The sequence below is a fragment of the Streptomyces taklimakanensis genome, from assembly GCF_009709575.1.
GTDB lineage: Bacteria > Actinomycetota > Actinomycetes > Streptomycetales > Streptomycetaceae > Streptomyces > Streptomyces taklimakanensis.
This window is the reverse complement of sequence record NZ_WIXO01000001.1, coordinates 638,969-654,366: the sequence shown is the minus strand read 5'-3', so window position 1 is coordinate 654,366 and position 15,398 is coordinate 638,969. Positions and strand designations below refer to the sequence as shown.

13 protein-coding genes are annotated in these 15,398 nt (G+C 74.7%); 11 read left to right on the top strand and 2 right to left on the bottom strand.

Annotated elements, in window-relative coordinates:
- Positions 1-4: 4 nt before the first annotated feature.
- The 5 genes from aroA (at position 5) to F0L17_RS02770 (ending at position 5,301) form a co-directional block, all read left to right on the top strand.
- Positions 5-1,312 carry a 3-phosphoshikimate 1-carboxyvinyltransferase gene (gene aroA / locus F0L17_RS02790; protein ID WP_338017930.1) on the top strand — a complete coding sequence of 436 codons (1,308 nt, stop codon included), beginning with the start codon at positions 5-7 and terminating at the stop codon, positions 1,310-1,312.
- Positions 1,313-1,400: 88 nt separating this feature from the next.
- A complete protein-coding gene (locus F0L17_RS02785; RefSeq protein ID WP_155069779.1) occupies positions 1,401-2,600 on the top strand; it encodes a 3-hydroxybenzoate 6-monooxygenase in 1,200 nt (399 codons plus the stop codon).
- Positions 2,597-3,781 carry a chorismate synthase gene (gene aroC, locus F0L17_RS02780; protein WP_155069778.1) on the top strand — a complete coding sequence of 395 codons (1,185 nt, stop codon included), beginning with the start codon at positions 2,597-2,599 and terminating at the stop codon, positions 3,779-3,781. The genes F0L17_RS02785 and aroC overlap by 4 nt, the downstream gene beginning before the upstream one ends.
- Positions 3,778-4,302 (top strand): shikimate kinase, encoded by a 525-nt coding sequence (locus F0L17_RS02775; RefSeq protein ID WP_162465702.1) that lies wholly within the window; start codon positions 3,778-3,780, stop codon positions 4,300-4,302. Before aroC ends, F0L17_RS02775 begins: the two co-directional genes overlap by 4 nt.
- Positions 4,303-4,434: 132 nt before the next feature.
- Positions 4,435-5,301 carry an alpha/beta fold hydrolase gene (locus tag F0L17_RS02770; RefSeq protein ID WP_162465701.1) on the top strand — a complete coding sequence of 289 codons (867 nt, stop codon included), beginning with the start codon at positions 4,435-4,437 and terminating at the stop codon, positions 5,299-5,301.
- Between the two features lie 8 nt (positions 5,302-5,309).
- Here F0L17_RS02770 and F0L17_RS02765 read toward each other — a convergent pair whose 3' ends face one another.
- Entirely contained in the window at positions 5,310-7,070 is a 1,761-nt protein-coding gene (locus F0L17_RS02765; RefSeq protein WP_155069777.1) for a bifunctional 3'-5' exonuclease/DNA polymerase, read from the bottom strand.
- Between the two features lie 256 nt (positions 7,071-7,326).
- On the opposite strand from F0L17_RS02765, the gene F0L17_RS02760 reads away from it, so the two are divergent.
- The gene (locus F0L17_RS02760; protein ID WP_155069776.1) at positions 7,327-8,499 is read left to right on the top strand and encodes an acyl-CoA dehydrogenase family protein; all 1,173 of its coding nucleotides are present in this window, start codon (positions 7,327-7,329) and stop codon (positions 8,497-8,499) included.
- A gap of 228 nt (positions 8,500-8,727) precedes the next feature.
- Here the strand turns inward: F0L17_RS02760 and F0L17_RS02755 are convergent, their stop codons facing one another.
- Positions 8,728-9,129, bottom strand: coding sequence for a hypothetical protein (locus F0L17_RS02755; RefSeq protein WP_155069775.1), 402 nt, complete (start codon positions 9,127-9,129; stop codon positions 8,728-8,730).
- A 207-nt stretch (positions 9,130-9,336) separates the two neighbouring features.
- Between F0L17_RS02755 and F0L17_RS02750 the strand changes: the two genes are divergently transcribed.
- From F0L17_RS02750 to fxsA, 5 genes are all read left to right on the top strand, one after another.
- Positions 9,337-9,777, top strand: a complete 441-nt coding sequence (locus F0L17_RS02750) for an AsnC family transcriptional regulator (RefSeq protein WP_162465700.1) — start codon at positions 9,337-9,339, stop codon at positions 9,775-9,777.
- A gap of 125 nt (positions 9,778-9,902) precedes the next feature.
- A complete protein-coding gene (locus F0L17_RS02745; protein ID WP_155069773.1) occupies positions 9,903-11,543 on the top strand; it encodes an amidohydrolase in 1,641 nt (546 codons plus the stop codon).
- Positions 11,544-12,106: 563 nt separating this feature from the next.
- Positions 12,107-13,789: an apolipoprotein N-acyltransferase gene (gene lnt, locus F0L17_RS02740; protein ID WP_162465699.1), complete on the top strand. Its 1,683-nt coding sequence runs from the start codon at positions 12,107-12,109 to the stop codon at positions 13,787-13,789.
- Entirely contained in the window at positions 13,786-14,556 is a 771-nt protein-coding gene (locus F0L17_RS02735) for a glycosyltransferase (protein WP_162465698.1), read from the top strand. The genes lnt and F0L17_RS02735 overlap by 4 nt, the downstream gene beginning before the upstream one ends.
- A gap of 1 nt (position 14,557) precedes the next feature.
- Entirely contained in the window at positions 14,558-15,250 is a 693-nt protein-coding gene (fxsA, locus tag F0L17_RS02730; protein WP_155069772.1) for an FxsA family membrane protein, read from the top strand.
- Positions 15,251-15,398: the final 148 nt, after the last annotated feature.

Sequence of the window (15,398 nt, the reverse complement as noted above, 5' to 3'; positions counted from 1 at the left end):
GACGGTGACCGACGACACCACCCCCCGCCCGAAGGCCCTGACCGCGCACATCCCGGGCTCCAAGAGCATCACCAACCGGGCCCTGCTGCTGGCCGCGTGCGCCGCCGGCACCAGCAGGCTGCGGTCCCCCCTGGTCAGCGACGACACCCGAGCGTTCCGCGACGCGGTCGTGGCCCTGGGCACCCCCGTGGCGGCCGCGCCCGACGACGCCGTGTGGGAGGTGACCGGGAGCGGCCGCGGACCCGTCGGCGGCGCCGAGGTGTGGTGCGCCGACGCGGGCACCGCCGCCCGGTTCCTGCCGCCGTTCGCGGCGACCGGACACGGCGAGTACCTCTTCGACGGCTCCGACCGGCTGCGGGTCCGGCCCCTCGGCCCACTGACCGAAGCCCTGGCCCGGCTCGGCGCCCGGATCACCGCCGCGCCCGGCGGCGGGCTGCCGCTGAACCTGGCGGCGGACGGCCTCCGGGGCGGGGAACTGACACTGGACGGCACCCTCAGCAGCCAGCACCTGAGCGGTCTGCTGATGGCGGCGCCACTGATGCGCACGCCGCTGACCGTCCGGGTCCGGGGACTGGTCAGCCGGCCCTACCTGGACCTCACGGTCGCGCTGATGCGGCGCTTCGGCGCGCGGGTGCGCCACGAGACGCCCGCCGGGCCCGCCGCGGACGGCACCGCGGAGGAGGTCCTGCACGTCACGCCCGGTGGCTACCGGCCGGCCGACCTGACCGTGGAACCGGACGCCTCCACCGCCTCCTACGTCCTCGCCGCCGCCGCCGTCACCGGACGTTCGGTGACCGTGCCCGGCCTGGGCCGCGGCAGCCTCCAGGGCGACCTGCGGTTCGTGGAGGTGCTGCGCCGCATGGGCTCCCGAGTGGAGATCACCGACACGGCGACGACGGTGACCGGGACGGGACCGCTGCGCGGCGGGTTCGACGTCGACATGGGCGACATCTCGGACACGTTCATGACGCTGGCCGCGATCGCCCCACTGGCCGACGCCCCGGTGACGGTGCACGGCGTCGGGCACGCCCGGCTCAAGGAGTCCGACCGGGTCGCGGCCGTCGCCGAGAACCTGCGGGCCTGCGGAGTGCGCACGGACAGTGGCCGGGACCGGCTCACGGTCCACCCGGCCGCACCGCGCCCGGCCCGGATCGCCTGCCACCGCGACCACCGGATCGCCATGGCCTTCTCGGTGCTCGGACTGCGCGTCCCCGGGATCACCCTCGACGACCCGGGGTGCGTGACCAAGACGTTCCCCGGCTTCCACGGTGAACTGCGACGACTGGGGTTCGCCACCACCCCACCCGCGTGACCACCCACTCCCGGAAACGACGCGTCCGCACCGCACCGCGCCGGGCCGTCGTCCGTCCGTACGACATGGAAGGGACTGCGAACACATCATGGCGAGGATCATCGTCGCCGGGGGCGGCATCGGCGGACTGGCAGCAGCGCTGAGCGTCGAACGGCAGGGGCACGACGTCGTCGTGCTGGAGCGCCGCCGGGCCTTCGAGGAACTTGGCGCCGGCATCCAGCTGGGGCCCAACGCCTTCTGGGCCCTGGACCGCCTCGGCGTGGGCGCGGACGTCCGCGACAAGGCCGTCTTCATCGACGAACTGCGCTTCATGGACGGCACGTCGGGCGAGTGCGTGGCCCGCATGCCGCTCACCGAGTCCTACCGCGCGCGGTTCGGCAACCCGTACGTCGTCGTGCACCGCGGCGACCTGTACGAGCCGCTCCTGCGGGCCTGCCGTGCCGCATCCCGCGTCGAACTGGTCACCGGCGCGTCGGTGGTCGGCTACACGCAGGACGCCGGCGGGGTCACGGTCGCCCTGGCGGACGGCACCTCGGTCACCGGTGACGCGCTGGTCGGCGCGGACGGCATCCGCTCGGCGGTCCGAGCCCAACTCGTCGGCGACGGCGAGCCCCGGGTCTCCGGCCACACCATCTACCGCTCCGTGATCCCGATGGAGAAGGTCCCCGAGGACCTGCGCTGGAACACGGTCACCCTGTGGGCCGGACCCAGGTGGCACTTCGTCCACTACGCCATCGGCGGCGGCAGGTACCTGAACCTCGCCGCCACCCGCGACGACGAGGCGACCACCGCCGTCGCGGGGGAGCCCGTCGAGCGCGCTCACGTGCTGTCGGAGTTCCCCGGCCTGGGCGACACCACCCGCCGCCTGCTGGAGCTCGGCGAGGAGTGGCGGACCTGGGTCCTGTGCGACCGCGACCCCGTCGGCAACTGGACCGACGGCCGGGTGGCGCTGCTCGGCGACGCCGCCCACCCCATGCTCCAGTACGCCGCCCAGGGCGCCTGCATGGCCCTGGAGGACGCCGTCGTCCTCGGCGGGCTCCTCGACTGTGACGCCGACAGCATCGCCCCGCGCCTGGAGAAGTACGCCGCCGAGCGCCACGACCGCACGGCCAGGGCGCAGCTCGTCGCCCGTGAGATGGGGACCCGGCTGTACCACCCCGCCGGTGCGGAGGCGAAGGCCCGCAACACCATGCTGGCCGCCTTCTCCGAGACCGACCTGTACGACAAGGTCGACTGGCTGCACGGCTTCTCGCCCTCGGGCGGCCTCACCGACGGAGCGGTCCGTTGAGCAGGTTGCGTTGGCTGACCGCGGGGGAGTCGCACGGTCCCGCGTTGGTGGCGACGTTGGAGGGGCTGCCGTTCGGTGTGCCGGTCACCACCGGCATGGTGGCGGACGCGTTGGCGCGGCGCCGGTTGGGCTACGGGCGTGGCGCGCGGATGAGGTTCGAGCGTGACGAGGTCACCTTCCTCGGTGGGGTCCGGCACGGTCTGACCCTGGGGTCGCCGGTCGCGGTCATGATCGGCAACACCGAGTGGCCCAAGTGGGAGAAGGTCATGGCGGCCGATCCGGTCGATGCGGCCGAGTTGGCCGAGTTGGCTCGCAACGCGCCCCTGACCCGTCCTCGTCCCGGTCACGCGGATCTGGCCGGTATGCAGAAGTACGGGGTGGGGGATGCGCGGCCGATCCTGGAGCGGGCCTCGGCGCGGGAGACCGCGGCGCGGGTGGCGTTGGGCGCGGTGGCGCGCTCCTATCTGCGGGAGACGGCCGGTGTCGAGATCGTCAGCCATGTCGTGGAGCTGGGCGGTGTGGGGGCTCCGGCCGGGTTGGTGCCGGTGCCGGGGGACGTGGCGCGGTTGGATGCCGATCCGGTCCGTTGTCTGGACGCCGAGGCGAGTCGGGCGATGGTGGAGGTGATCGATGCCGCGCACAAGGACGGTGACACCCTCGGTGGTGTGGTCGAGGTCGTCGCTCATGGTGTGCCGGTCGGTCTGGGCTCTCATGTGCACTGGGATCGTCGGCTCGATGCCCGGTTGGCCGGGGCGTTGATGGGGATCCAGGCGATCAAGGGGGTGGAGGTCGGCGATGGTTTCGAGTTGGCTCGGGTGCCCGGGTCGGAGGCGCACGACGAGATCGTTGCCACCGGGGAGGGTATCCGTCGCTCCTCGGGGCGGTCGGGGGGGACGGAGGGTGGGTTGTCGACCGGTGAGTTGTTGCGGGTGCGGGCGGCGATGAAGCCCATCGCCACGGTGCCGCGGGCGTTGGCGACCGTGGATGTCGGCACCGGTGAGCCTGCTCGGGCCCATCATCAGCGGTCGGATGTGTGCGCGGTGCCGGCCGCGGGCATCGTGGCCGAGGCGATGGTGGCGTTGGTGTTGGCCGATGCGGTGGCGGAGAAGTTCGGTGGTGACAATGTGGCCGAGACCCGCCGTAATGTGGCCGGTTACCTTGACGGGTTGGAGATCCGGTGAGGGCCGGGTCGGGGCCGGTCGTGGTTTTGGTGGGGCCGCCGGGTGCGGGCAAGTCCACCGTGGGTGCTCTTGTCGCTCGGCGGTTGGGGGTGGGGTTGCGTGACACCGATGCGGACATCGAGGCCGCGGTGGGCAGGCCTGTTGCGGAGATCTTCGTCCAGGAGGGTGAGGAGTGGTTCCGGGAGGTGGAGCGGCGGGTCGTGCGTGCGGCTTTGACCGGGCATGACGGGGTGGTCTCGCTCGGTGGTGGCGCCGTGATGGATCCGGACACCCGCGGGCTGCTGGCCGGGTTGCCGGTGGTGTTCTTGGACGTGCCGCTCGCGGACGCGGTCCGGCGGGTCGGGTTGGATGCTCCGCGGCCTTTGTTGGCGGTCAATCCTCGGCAGCAGTGGCGCATGTTGATGGAGCGGCGTCGTCCGTTGTACGAGGAGGTGGCGCGTGTGGTCGTCGATACCGGTGGCCGTGATCCGCAGCAGACCGCGCAGGCGGTCTTGGACGCACTCGACCCGAAGGACACCTGAACCACGCGGGCCCGCGCGGGGCGCCCCGAACGGTCGGGTGTCCGGCGGGGATGGACGGGCGGTCCGGGGGAAGCCGCAGAGCCAGGAGGGGCGGCACGAGCGGCATGGCCGGGAAGGGCGGAGGAGTCGGGCGTGTTCGACGGATTCGCGCTGGAGCACATCGACACGGGGGAGGCGACCCTGCGGGTGCGGCACGGCGGCTCCGGCCCGCCCGTGCTGCTGCTCCACGGCCACCCCCGGACCCACGCCACCTGGCACCGCGTCGCGCCCCTGCTCGCGGCGGACCACACCGTCGTCTGCCCCGACCTGCGCGGCTACGGGCGCTCCTCCAAGCCGCCCACCACCGCCGACCACGCGCCGTACGCCAAGCGCGCCATGGCCCGCGACTGCCTGGCGCTGATGCGGCACCTGGGACACGACCGCTTCGCCGTCTTCGGCCACGACCGCGGCTCCTGTGTCGCCTACCGGCTCGCCCTGGACGCGCCCGGGGCCGTGACCCGGCTCGCGGTGGGCGACTGCGTCCCCATCGCCGAACACCTGGCCCGCTGCGACGAGCGCTTCGCGCGCGCCTGGTACCACTGGTTCTTCTTCGCCGTCCCCGACAAGCCCGAACGCGCCATCCTCGCCGATCCCGCCGCCTGGTACGGCGGATCGAAGGAGGCGATGGGCGCCGAGGCGTGGGAGGACTACCAGCGGGCCGTCCACGACCCGGCCACCGTACGCGCCATGCTGGAGGACTACCGGGCCGGCCTGACCGTGGACCGACGGAACGACGAGGCCGACCGGGCCGCGGGGCGCCGCATCGCCTGCCCGACGCTGGTGCTGTGGTCCGAACACGACGACCTCGGCGACCTCTACCCGGACATCCCCGGCATCTGGCGCGCCTGGGCGGACGACGTCACCTGCGGCACGATCGACAGCGGCCACCACATGGCCGAGGAGGCCCCCGAGCAACTGGCGGGGGCGCTGCGCGCCTTCCTCGCCCCGGAGCGGGGCTGACCCCGCCCCTACCTCGCGTCCGCGTAGCACTCCACCACGGCCGTGGTGAACGGGAAGCGCACCGGCGTCGCGCCGAAGACGGTGCGCCCCGCGAGCTCGCCCGCCGCGCGGACCGCCTCGACCACCGCCTCCGCCTCCTCCTTCGGACAGTGCACGATCACCTCGTCGTGCTGGAAGAACACCAACTCCGCCCGCGTCCCGACCAGGGCCCGGCGCAGCGCCGCCAGGACCAGCAGCATCCAGTCCGCCCCGCTGCCCTGCACCACGAAGTTCCGGGTGAACCGACCCCGGGCCCGGGCGCCGGCCGTCGTGCCCGGCCGGCCCGGTTCCGCCGCGCCCGCCCCGTCCGGAACCGCCGCCCCGCCCTCTCCGTCCTCCGGGCCGGGCGTGTGCGCCGGAGGACAGGTGCGCCCCAGCCAGGTGCGCACCAGACGGCCCGCCTCGCCGGCGCGTGCCGCCTCGTCCACGTACGCCACCGCCGCCGGGAAGCGGCGCCGCAGCTCCGCCAGGTGCCGCAGACCGTCTCCCGAGGTCTGGCCGTACACCGCGCCCAGCAGCGCCAGCTTGGCCCGCTGCCGGTCGCCGCCGAAGGCCCGGTCCGACAGCACCGAGTACAGGTCGCGACCGCTGCCGGCCACCTCCATCAGCCCCCGGTCGCGGGAGATCGCCGCCAGCACCCGCGGCTCCATCTGGTCGGCGTCGGCGACCACCAGCCGCCACCCCGGGTCGGCCACCACCGCCCGCCGCACCACCTTCGGGATCTGCAACGCGCCCCCGCCGTTGGTCGTCCAGCGCCCCGAGACCGAACCGCCGGGCACGTACTCGGGGTGGAAGCGGCCGTCGCGCACCCAGGTGCGCAGCCAGGACTCGCCGTGCGCGGTGTGCAGCCGGTACAGCGTCTTGTGGCGCAGCAGCGGCGCGACGGCCGGGTGGTCGATCGTCCGCAGCTCCCACGCCCGGGTCGAGGCCAGTCGGATCCCGGCCCGTGCGAACGCCCTGACGACCTCGGCCGGCACCTCGGGCCGCACCCGCACCCCCGGTCCGAAGGCCCGCGAGACCTCCTCGGCCAGCTCCACCAGCCGCCTCGGCTCCCCGCCCGGATAGCGTTCACCGAGCAGCTCGCGCAGCAGACCGCGGTGGACGTCGACCCGCCAGGGCACCCCGGCCCGGCCCATCTCCGCCGCCACCAGCGTCCCCGCCGACTCCGCCGCGAGCAGCAACCACATCCGGTCGGGACGCTCGGCCGCCTCGACGCGCCTCACCTGTTCGGCGTAGACCTCCAGCAGCACCCGCAGCGGATCCGTGCCGGGCGGCAGCGGCGCGGGACCCGGGGCGAACAGCGAGGGCTGCCGGTCGGCCCCGGGCAGCGGAGGGTCCGGCGGCACCGGAAGCCGGTGCAGACGTGCCCAGGCCGCGGCCGGCGACCGGGGCTCGCCCCAGCGCCCCTCGTGCCCCAACAGCAGCGCCTCGGCTGCCTCCACGTCGTGGCACCGCTCCACCCGCACCCCGGCGTCCAGCAGGCGCGGGTACACCTCGGCCGTGGACGGCCACACCCACCGGACGACCTCCGGGCGGGCCCGGACGGCCTCCGCCACGTCCGGCTCGGCCACCACCGGCCCGGCCGGGCGCCCCCGGGCGTCCAGCGGACACAGCAGGGCCCCGCCCTCGGCGGTCACCGTCACCGCCCAGCGCCCCGGCCGGCCGGGGTCGTCCGCCGGCCGTTCCCCGGCCGTGCCGCTCCCGCCGTCCCGTCCCCGTTCCCCACGCATGGGGCGAGTGTGGCAGCGGCCGCCGACATCCGCCGCCACATCCGCTGCCGCCGGCGGCCTCGGACCGGCGCGGACGGTCCTCGTTCCGCCGTGACGCCGCGCCCCCGATCGGGCATACTCCCATCACCACGGCCGCCGACCAGCCGCTCCCGCGACCCGGGACGGCCCCCATCGGCTGTGACGATCACATTCCGGCGGCGCCGCCACACCCCGAGCGCCCGCCGCCGTAGCGCCCGACAGGGAGGAGAGCGCCGCGATGACCGACCACGGCCCCCAGCCGGTGGAACGCCGGATGCCCACCGAGGAGGCCCGCGATCTCCTCACACTGGTGCGCGAGCTGGCCCAGCGCGAGATCCGGCCGACCGCGGCCGAGGAGGAGGAAGCCGGGCGCTTCCCCCGTGAGACGTTCACCCTCCTGTCGGAGTCCGGGCTGCTCTCGCTGCCCTACGACGAGGAGTTCGGCGGCGGCGGTCAGCCCTACGAGGTCTACCTCCAGGTCCTGGAGGAGTTGGCCGCGGCCCGGCTCACCGTCGGCCTCGGCGTCAGCGTCCACACCCTCGCCTGCCACGCCCTGGCGCGTTACGGCACCAAGGAGCAGTGCGCCGAGCACCTGCCGGCCATGTTCGGCGGGGGTCTGCTGGGCGCCTACTGCCTCTCCGAGCCCTCCTCCGGCTCCGACGCCGCCTCGCTGCGCACCCGTGCCGTCCGCGACGGGGACGGCTGGGTCGTCGACGGCACCAAGGCGTGGATCACCCACGGCGGCATCGCCGACTTCTACACCGTCATGGCCCGCACCGGAGGCGAGGGTCCCCGCGGCGTCACCGCCTTCCTCGTCCCCGGTGACGCCGAGGGGCTGGGCGCCGCCGCCCCCGAGCGGAAGATGGGGATGAACGGCTCGCCGACGGCCCAGGTCCACTTCGACGGGGTGCGCGTGCCCGACAGCCGTCGGATCGGCGAGGAGGGTCAGGGCTTCGCCATCGCCCTGGACGCGCTCGAATCCGGACGGCTGGGCATAGCCGCCTGTGCGGTCGGGGTCGCCCAGGCCGCCCTGGACGAGGCGCTGGTCCACACCGCGGGGCGCGAGCAGTTCGGCCGTCCCGTCTCCGACTTCCAGGGCGTGCGGTTCATGCTCGCCGACATGGCCACCCGGATCGAGGCCGGGCGGGCCCTGTACCTGGCCGCCGCCCGGCTGCGCGACGCGGGGGAGCCGTTCGGCCGGCAGGCCGCGATGGCCAAGTTGTTCTGCACGGACGCCGCGATGCGGATCACCACCGACGCGGTGCAGTTGCTGGGTGGGTACGGTTACACCCGCGACTATCCGGTCGAGCGGCTGATGCGGGAGGCGAAGGTGCTCCAGATCGTCGAGGGCACCAACCAGGTCCAGCGGATGGTGATCGCCCGCCATCTCGCGGGTCCCGAGCGCCGCTGAGGCGTCGCCGGAGCACCGACCGCGCCCGGGGCGGAGTCCGGCCCGCCGTCTCCTCGCCGTTCTCGGTGACGGGATCTCACCACCCGTCCCGGCCGCGTCCGTCGGCGTCTTCGGGACCGGCGTCACCGGTGAACCGGGACACGGCGGCGGGTTCGGCGCGGGCCGGCGGTGGGCGGGTGGTGGTCCGCCGGTGGCCCGCGGTGGTGGACCGGTGACGGACGCCCGGCCTCAGTGCCGGGGGTGCCGCCCGTGCGGCACGCGCATCGGGTGCGCGCCCGGGCCGCCCGCGTGGGAGAACGGCTGCATCCGCCAGTCCAGCCCCTCGGGCAGGGTCAGCAGCGTCGCGGCGTCCTGCTCCTGGGCCCCGTCCGCCGAGCCCTCGGGCGCGGCGTCCTCCACCGAACGCCCCGAACCCCGGCACACCGTCAGACCGAAGGGCTTCCACGGTGTCGGGCACATCGCGTGCTCGGGGAGCGTCTCCTCGTCGGCCAACAGCGCGATCGGCCGCGCGCAGTCCGGGCAGACCACCCGGAAGATCTCGTAGGTCTCGTAGACGTCGTACGCCTCGGTGTTCTCCTCCTGGGCCTCGGTCTCCGGGTGACCGGCGTGGAACGACTTCACAGTGCGCATGCAATCCCCCTAGGACGGGCCGCCGGGCGTCCGTGCTCTCGGGAGCCCCGGCCACAGCAAGCATTTCCCGTCGTGTCCCGTTCGTAATCTCTTCGCTCTTGCGGACACCGGGGCGTTGGTGTGGCGTTCGTCACACGGGCGCTCCTCGCGGCCCGTGTCCGCGCATCCGGTGTGCCGTGGTGCGCCGGGCGCAGTAGGTTGCCTGGTGTGGAGGAGCTGGACCGTCGCATCGTGGAATTGCTCGTCAAGGACGGGCGGATGAGCTACACCGACCTGGGCAAGGCCACCGGCCTGTCCACCTCGGCGGTGCACCAGCGCGTCCGCAGGCTGGAGCAGCGCGGGGTCATCCGCGGCTATACCGCCATCGTCGACGCCGAGGCCGTCGGGCTGCCGATGACGGCCTTCATCTCGGTGAAGCCGTTCGACCCCAGCGCGCCGGACGACATCGCCGACCGCCTCGCCGAGGTGCCGGAGATCGAGGCGTGCCACAGCGTCGCGGGGGACGAGAACTACATCCTCAAGGTCCGGGTCGCCACCCCCATCGAGTTGGAGCACCTCCTGGCGCGCATCCGCTCGCTGGCCGGTGTCTCCACCCGCACGACCGTCGTGCTGTCCACCCCCTACGAGGCCAGGCCGCCCCGGGTGTAGGCGGCGCGGGCCGGCCCCCGACCACCCCGGCCCGTGACGGGGACCTTCGCGCCCGAGCCCCCGGAAAGGCCCCTTCGGGCGACCCGGGCGGCCGTCCGCCACCGCGGAGGGGGAGACTTGCGGTCATGAGCGACAGCACGGCCTCCCCCGACCGTCCCCGCACCGTCCTGCTGCGCGGCGGAACGGTCCACAGTCCCGCCGACCCCTTCGCCACCGCCATGGTCGTCGACGGAGACAGCGTCGCGTGGCTCGGTTCGGAAGGCGCCGCGGACTCCTTCGCCGACGGCGTCGACGAGGTGATCCACCTCGACGGCGCACTCGTCACCCCCGCCTTCACCGACGCCCACGTCCACACCACCGCCACCGGTCTGGCCCTGACCGGCCTCGACCTGTCCGACGCCCGCTCCCGCGAGGACGTCCTCGCCCGCGTCCGCGCCCACGCCGCCGCCCGGCCCACCGACCGGATCCTGCTCGGGCACGGCTGGGACGCCTCCGCCTGGCCCGACCGGCGCCCGCCCTCCCGCGCCGAACTCGACGAGGCCACCGGGGGGCGACCGCTGTACCTCACCCGCGTCGACGTCCACTCCGCACTGGTCACCACCGCCCTGCTCGACCTGGTGCCCGGCGTCGCCGAACTGCCCGGCCACGTCCCCGACGCCCCGTTGACCGGCGACGCCCACCACGCCGTGCGGTCCGTCGCCCACGCCTCGATCACCCCCGCCCAGCGCACCGAGGCCCAGCGCGCCGCCCTGCGCCACGCCGCCGCCCGCGGCATCGGCACCCTCCACGAGTGCGCGGGTCCGGACATCTCGAGCGAGGACGACCTGACCGGCCTGCTGGAGCTGGCCGCGTCCGAACCCGGACCCCGGGTCTTCGGCTACTGGGCCGAACACATCACCTCCGCCAAGGGCGCCGAGCGGGTGCGGGAGCTGGGCGCCCTCGGCGCCGCCGGGGACCTCTTCGCCGACGGCTCCCTCGGCTCCCACACCGCCCACCTGCACGAGCCCTACGCCGACGCCGACCACCGGGGCACCGGTCTGCTGGACGCCGACGCCGTCGCCGCCCACGTCGTCGCCTGCACCGAGGCCGGGCTCCAGGCCGGGTTCCACGCCATCGGGGACGCCGCCCTGACGGCCGTCACCGACGGGGTGCGGTCGGCCGCCGAGCGGATCGGCACCGACCGGGTGCGTGCCGCCCGACACCGGATCGAGCACGCCGAGATGTTGACCGAGGCCACCGTCGCGGCCTTCGCCGAGTACGCCCTGACCGCCTCCGTGCAGCCCGCCTTCGACGCCGCCTGGGGCGGCGAGGAGGGCATGTACGCCGAACGCCTGGGCCGCGAGCGCGCCCGCACCCTCAACCCGTACGCCGCCCTGCTGCGCGCCGGCGTGCCCCTCGCCCTCGGCTCCGACAGTCCCGTCACCCCGCTCGACCCCTGGGGCACCCTGCGGGCCGCCGCCTTCCACCACGTCCCCGAGCACCGGATCTCCGCGCGGGCCGCCTTCACCGCCCACACCCGCGGTGGCTGGCGGGCCGTGGGACGCGACGACGCCGGGGTCCTCGTTCCCGGCGCTCCGGCCGACTACGCGATCTGGCGCACCGGGGACCTGGTGGTGCAGGTGCCCGACGGCCGCATCGCCGCCTGGTCCACCGACCCGCGCTCGGGCACTCCGGGGCTGCCCGACCTCGCCCCCGGCCGCGAGCTGCCCGTCTGCCTGCGGACGGTGGTCGCCGGTCGGACCGTCCACCGATGCCCGAACGAGTGACGGGGCAAGGGGGCATACGGCCGAACGACGTGCCCGACAGCCGGCGACCGCCGCCACACGCACCGCTGTGACCTGCGGTTTTCCTGAAGCGTCGCAGGTCATGGGGGTGTTGACAGGCGGAGGTCGCCGGCCGGTAGGTTCGGCCGGGTCCACCACAGGACGTCCGACCGGGGATCCTCCGCGCGCAGTCGTCGAACGAGCTGGGTCATGGGCGGTGCGTCGCACCGGCGTACGGCCGGGAGCCAGGTCCAGCGCCCGCGGCACGGGGACGGAAGGTCCGGCCGGTCGGCAGGTGCGACCCGGGAGGGGCCCGGACGCTCAGTAGACAACGGCTCTGGGCCGATCCGCAGCCGGCGGATCCCCGGCCGGCCCGAAGGGCACCGGGCCCCCCTCCCGCGACGGTCCCCGACGGGGGCCGCCCGCGCACGCCACGCGTCCGGTCCGCCGGACCGCGCCCCTTCCGTGTTCCCGCGCCTCCACCGGAGCCGACCCCCGGCCCACCGGGGCCTCCCGGCGTTGTACGGTCGGGCTCGTCCCGCAGACCCGCAAGGAAGGCCGCGACCGTGCCATCGGGCCCCGATCCCATAGATCCCGCCACCGGCGAGCGCGCCGGTCGCCCCCGTCTCCCGGCGCGCCTGGCGCGGGCGGTCCGCCGTGAGGCACGGCGCACGGCGGCGGCCGCCGCGAGCGGCGTCGTCCTGGCCGCGGCCTTCCCACCGTACGACCTGTGGCCACTGGCGCTCGTCGCCGTCGCCGCGCTCGGTCTGCTGACCCGGGGGCGCACCGTGCGCCAAGGCGCCTGGCTCGGCCTCGCCGCGGGTCTGCCGTTCTTCCTCGTCCTGTTGAAGTGGCTCAACGTCATCGGCTGGGACGCGGTGTTCGGCCTGGCCCTGGTCGAGGCGCTGTTCTTCGTCCCGTTGGGCGCCGGCCTGGCTCTGTCCTCGCGGCTGCCGCTGTGGCCGCTGTGGGGCGCCTGCCTGTGGGTCGCCGAGGAGTGGGCGCGCGATCGGGTGCCCTTCGGGGGCTTCCCCTGGGGACGGTTGGCCTTCGCCGTCACCGACTCGCCCTTCCTGCCGCTGGCCGCCCTGGGCGGCGCGCCCCTGGTCACCTTCGCCGTCGCGTTGACCGCCGGCCTGCTCGCGGTGGTGGCGGGGGCCGCGGCGCGCGCCGTGCCGCTCGCCCGCCGCGGCACCGGTCGGAACGACGGGGACGGGACGGGCGGGGCGCGCCCCGCCCGTCCCGCCGCGGCGGCCGGTGCGCTCGCCGCCGCCACCGTCGTCTCCGGATACGCCGTGCCGGTCCCCACCGAGGCCGCCGACACCGTCCGCATCGCCGTCGTCCAGGGCAACGTCCAACAGCCCGGCATGGACTTCCTCGGCCGTCCGATGCTGATCCTGAGCAACCACGTCGAGGCCACCTTGGAGCTGGCCGAGGACGTGGACGAGGGCCGGGTGGAGCGACCGGATCTGGTCATCTGGCCCGAGAACGCCTCCGACCTCGACCCCCACCGCCATCCGCAGGCGTACGCGGCCATCGACCGGGCCGCCGGGGCCGTCGGCGTCCCGATCCTCGTCGGAGCCCTCGTCGACCACCGCGAGCACGAGGGGTACGTGGAGAACCAGGGCATCGTCTGGGACCCCGAGACCGGTCCCGGCGCCTCCTACACCAAGCAGCACCCGGTGCCCTTCGGCGAGTACGTGCCCTACCGCGAGCAGCTCAGCAAGGTGATCACCCGTCTCCAGCGCGTGCCCCGGGACTTCTGGCCCGGCGAGAGCACCGGGGTGCTGGACGTCGGTCCGGCCCGTCTCGGCGACGTCATCTGCTTCGAGGTCGCCTACGACGAGATCGTGCGCGACACCGTCAACGACGGCGCCCGCGCCCTGGTGATCCAGACCAACAACGCCACCTACGGCCGCACCGGCCAGCCCGAGCAGCAGCTCGTCATGTCGCGACTGCGGGCCGTCGAGCACGGCCGGGCCGTCGTCACCGCGGCCACCAGCGGCATCAGCGCCGTCGTGGCCCCCGACGGCACGATCGAGCAGCGCACGGAGGAGTTCACCCAGGACGTGCTCACCGCCGACCTCCCGCTGCGCGACGAGACCACACTCGCCGACCGGATCGGCTCGGCTCCGGAGTGGGCTCTCGCTATCGTGGGCGTCCTGTCCTGCGCCGTGGCACACGTGCTCGGCCGACGGGGGCGGGCGTACGGGGGGATCGGGACGGACGAGAAGAGGCAGCAGCAGTGAACGACGCGCGACAGCGCCGGAAGGACCCGCTGGGCAGGGTCCTGGTGATCATCCCGACCTACAACGAGGTCGACAACATCCGGCCGGTCGTCTCCAGAGTGCGCACCGCCGTTCCCGAGGCCGACGTCCTCGTCGCCGACGACAACAGCCCCGACGGCACGGGGAAGGTCGCCGACGAGATCGCCTCCGAGGACGACCACGTCCACGTGCTCCACCGGAAGGGCAAGGAGGGGCTCGGCGCCGCCTACCTGGCCGGTTTCCGCTGGGGCCTGGACAACGACTACGACGTCCTGGTCGAGATGGACGCCGACGGCTCCCACCAGCCCGAGGAGCTGCCGCGGTTGCTCACCGCGCTCAAGGGCGCCGACCTGGTGCTCGGCTCGCGCTGGGTGCCCGGCGGGCGCGTGGTCAACTGGCCCCGGTACCGGGAGTTCCTCTCCCGCGGCGGAAGCACCTACTCCCGACTGATGCTGGGCGTGCCGCTGAAGGACGTCACCGGCGGCTACCGGGCCTTCCGCAGGGAGACGTTGTTGGGCTTGGGCATGGACGACGTGGCCTCCCAGGGGTACTGCTTCCAGGTCGACCTCGCCCACCGCGCCGTACGGGCCGGATTCCAGGTGGTGGAGGTGCCCATCACCTTCGTCGAACGCGAGTACGGTGACAGCAAGATGAGTCGGGACATCGTCGCCGAGGCGCTCTGGCGGGTCACGGCCTGGGGAGTGCGCTCCCGGGTCGGCCAGGCGCTCGGGCGCAGGCACACTGGATGACATGACGACCGGCGCACCGTATCCGTACCAGCCACCGTCCGAGGGCCCCGGAGGCGAGGGGCCCGGGAGCGGGGCGCGGCCCCCTGGCGGAGCCCGACCGCCGCGCCGCCGCCCTCCCCGGGCGCTGCCGCTGGGGGTGGCCGTCTTCGCGGTGCTGGAGATCTGGCTGCTGACCCTGCTCGCCGACGCCACCGACGGGTTGGTCGTCCTCGCCGTGCAGGTTGCGGGCGTCGTGCTGGGCGCCGCGGTGGTCAAGCGGGCGGGACGACGGGCCTGGCACGGCCTGGTGGAGACCCTGGAGGGCCTCCAGCCCGGCACCGTGCCGGACGCGGAGGCCCGCCGGGAGACCGCCGCCCGGTCGGAGTCCGGGCGCGGCGGACACGGCCTGGCGATGCTCGGCGGCCTGCTGCTGATGGTGCCCGGCCTGCTCTCCGACGCGGTCGGCCTGCTGTGCCTCTTCCCGCCGACGGCCACCCTGCTGCGCCGGGGCGTCGAGCGTCGGCTCCTCCACCGCGCGCGCCGGGCCGCCCCCGGCTCGTTCGACGACGTGCTGCGGCAGGCCCGCACGGCCGAGGAACAGGCCCGCATCCACCGCCCCGGCGGTCGGATCGTCCAGGGCGAGGTCGTGCGCGACGACGCCACCGACACCACCGAGGACGGCCACCCGGGGGGCGGCGGGCGCCCCCCGAGGTGACGGGCGGGGGCCTGGCGCGGAAGAAGTCCGCCCCCCTTCCCCGGCGGGAAACCCGGGGGAGGGGGGCGGAGGCGGACACGGGTGAGGGCCCGGTCACCGATCGGTGACCGGGCCCTCACCCGTGGGTGCTCACGCGTACCCGGCGCGC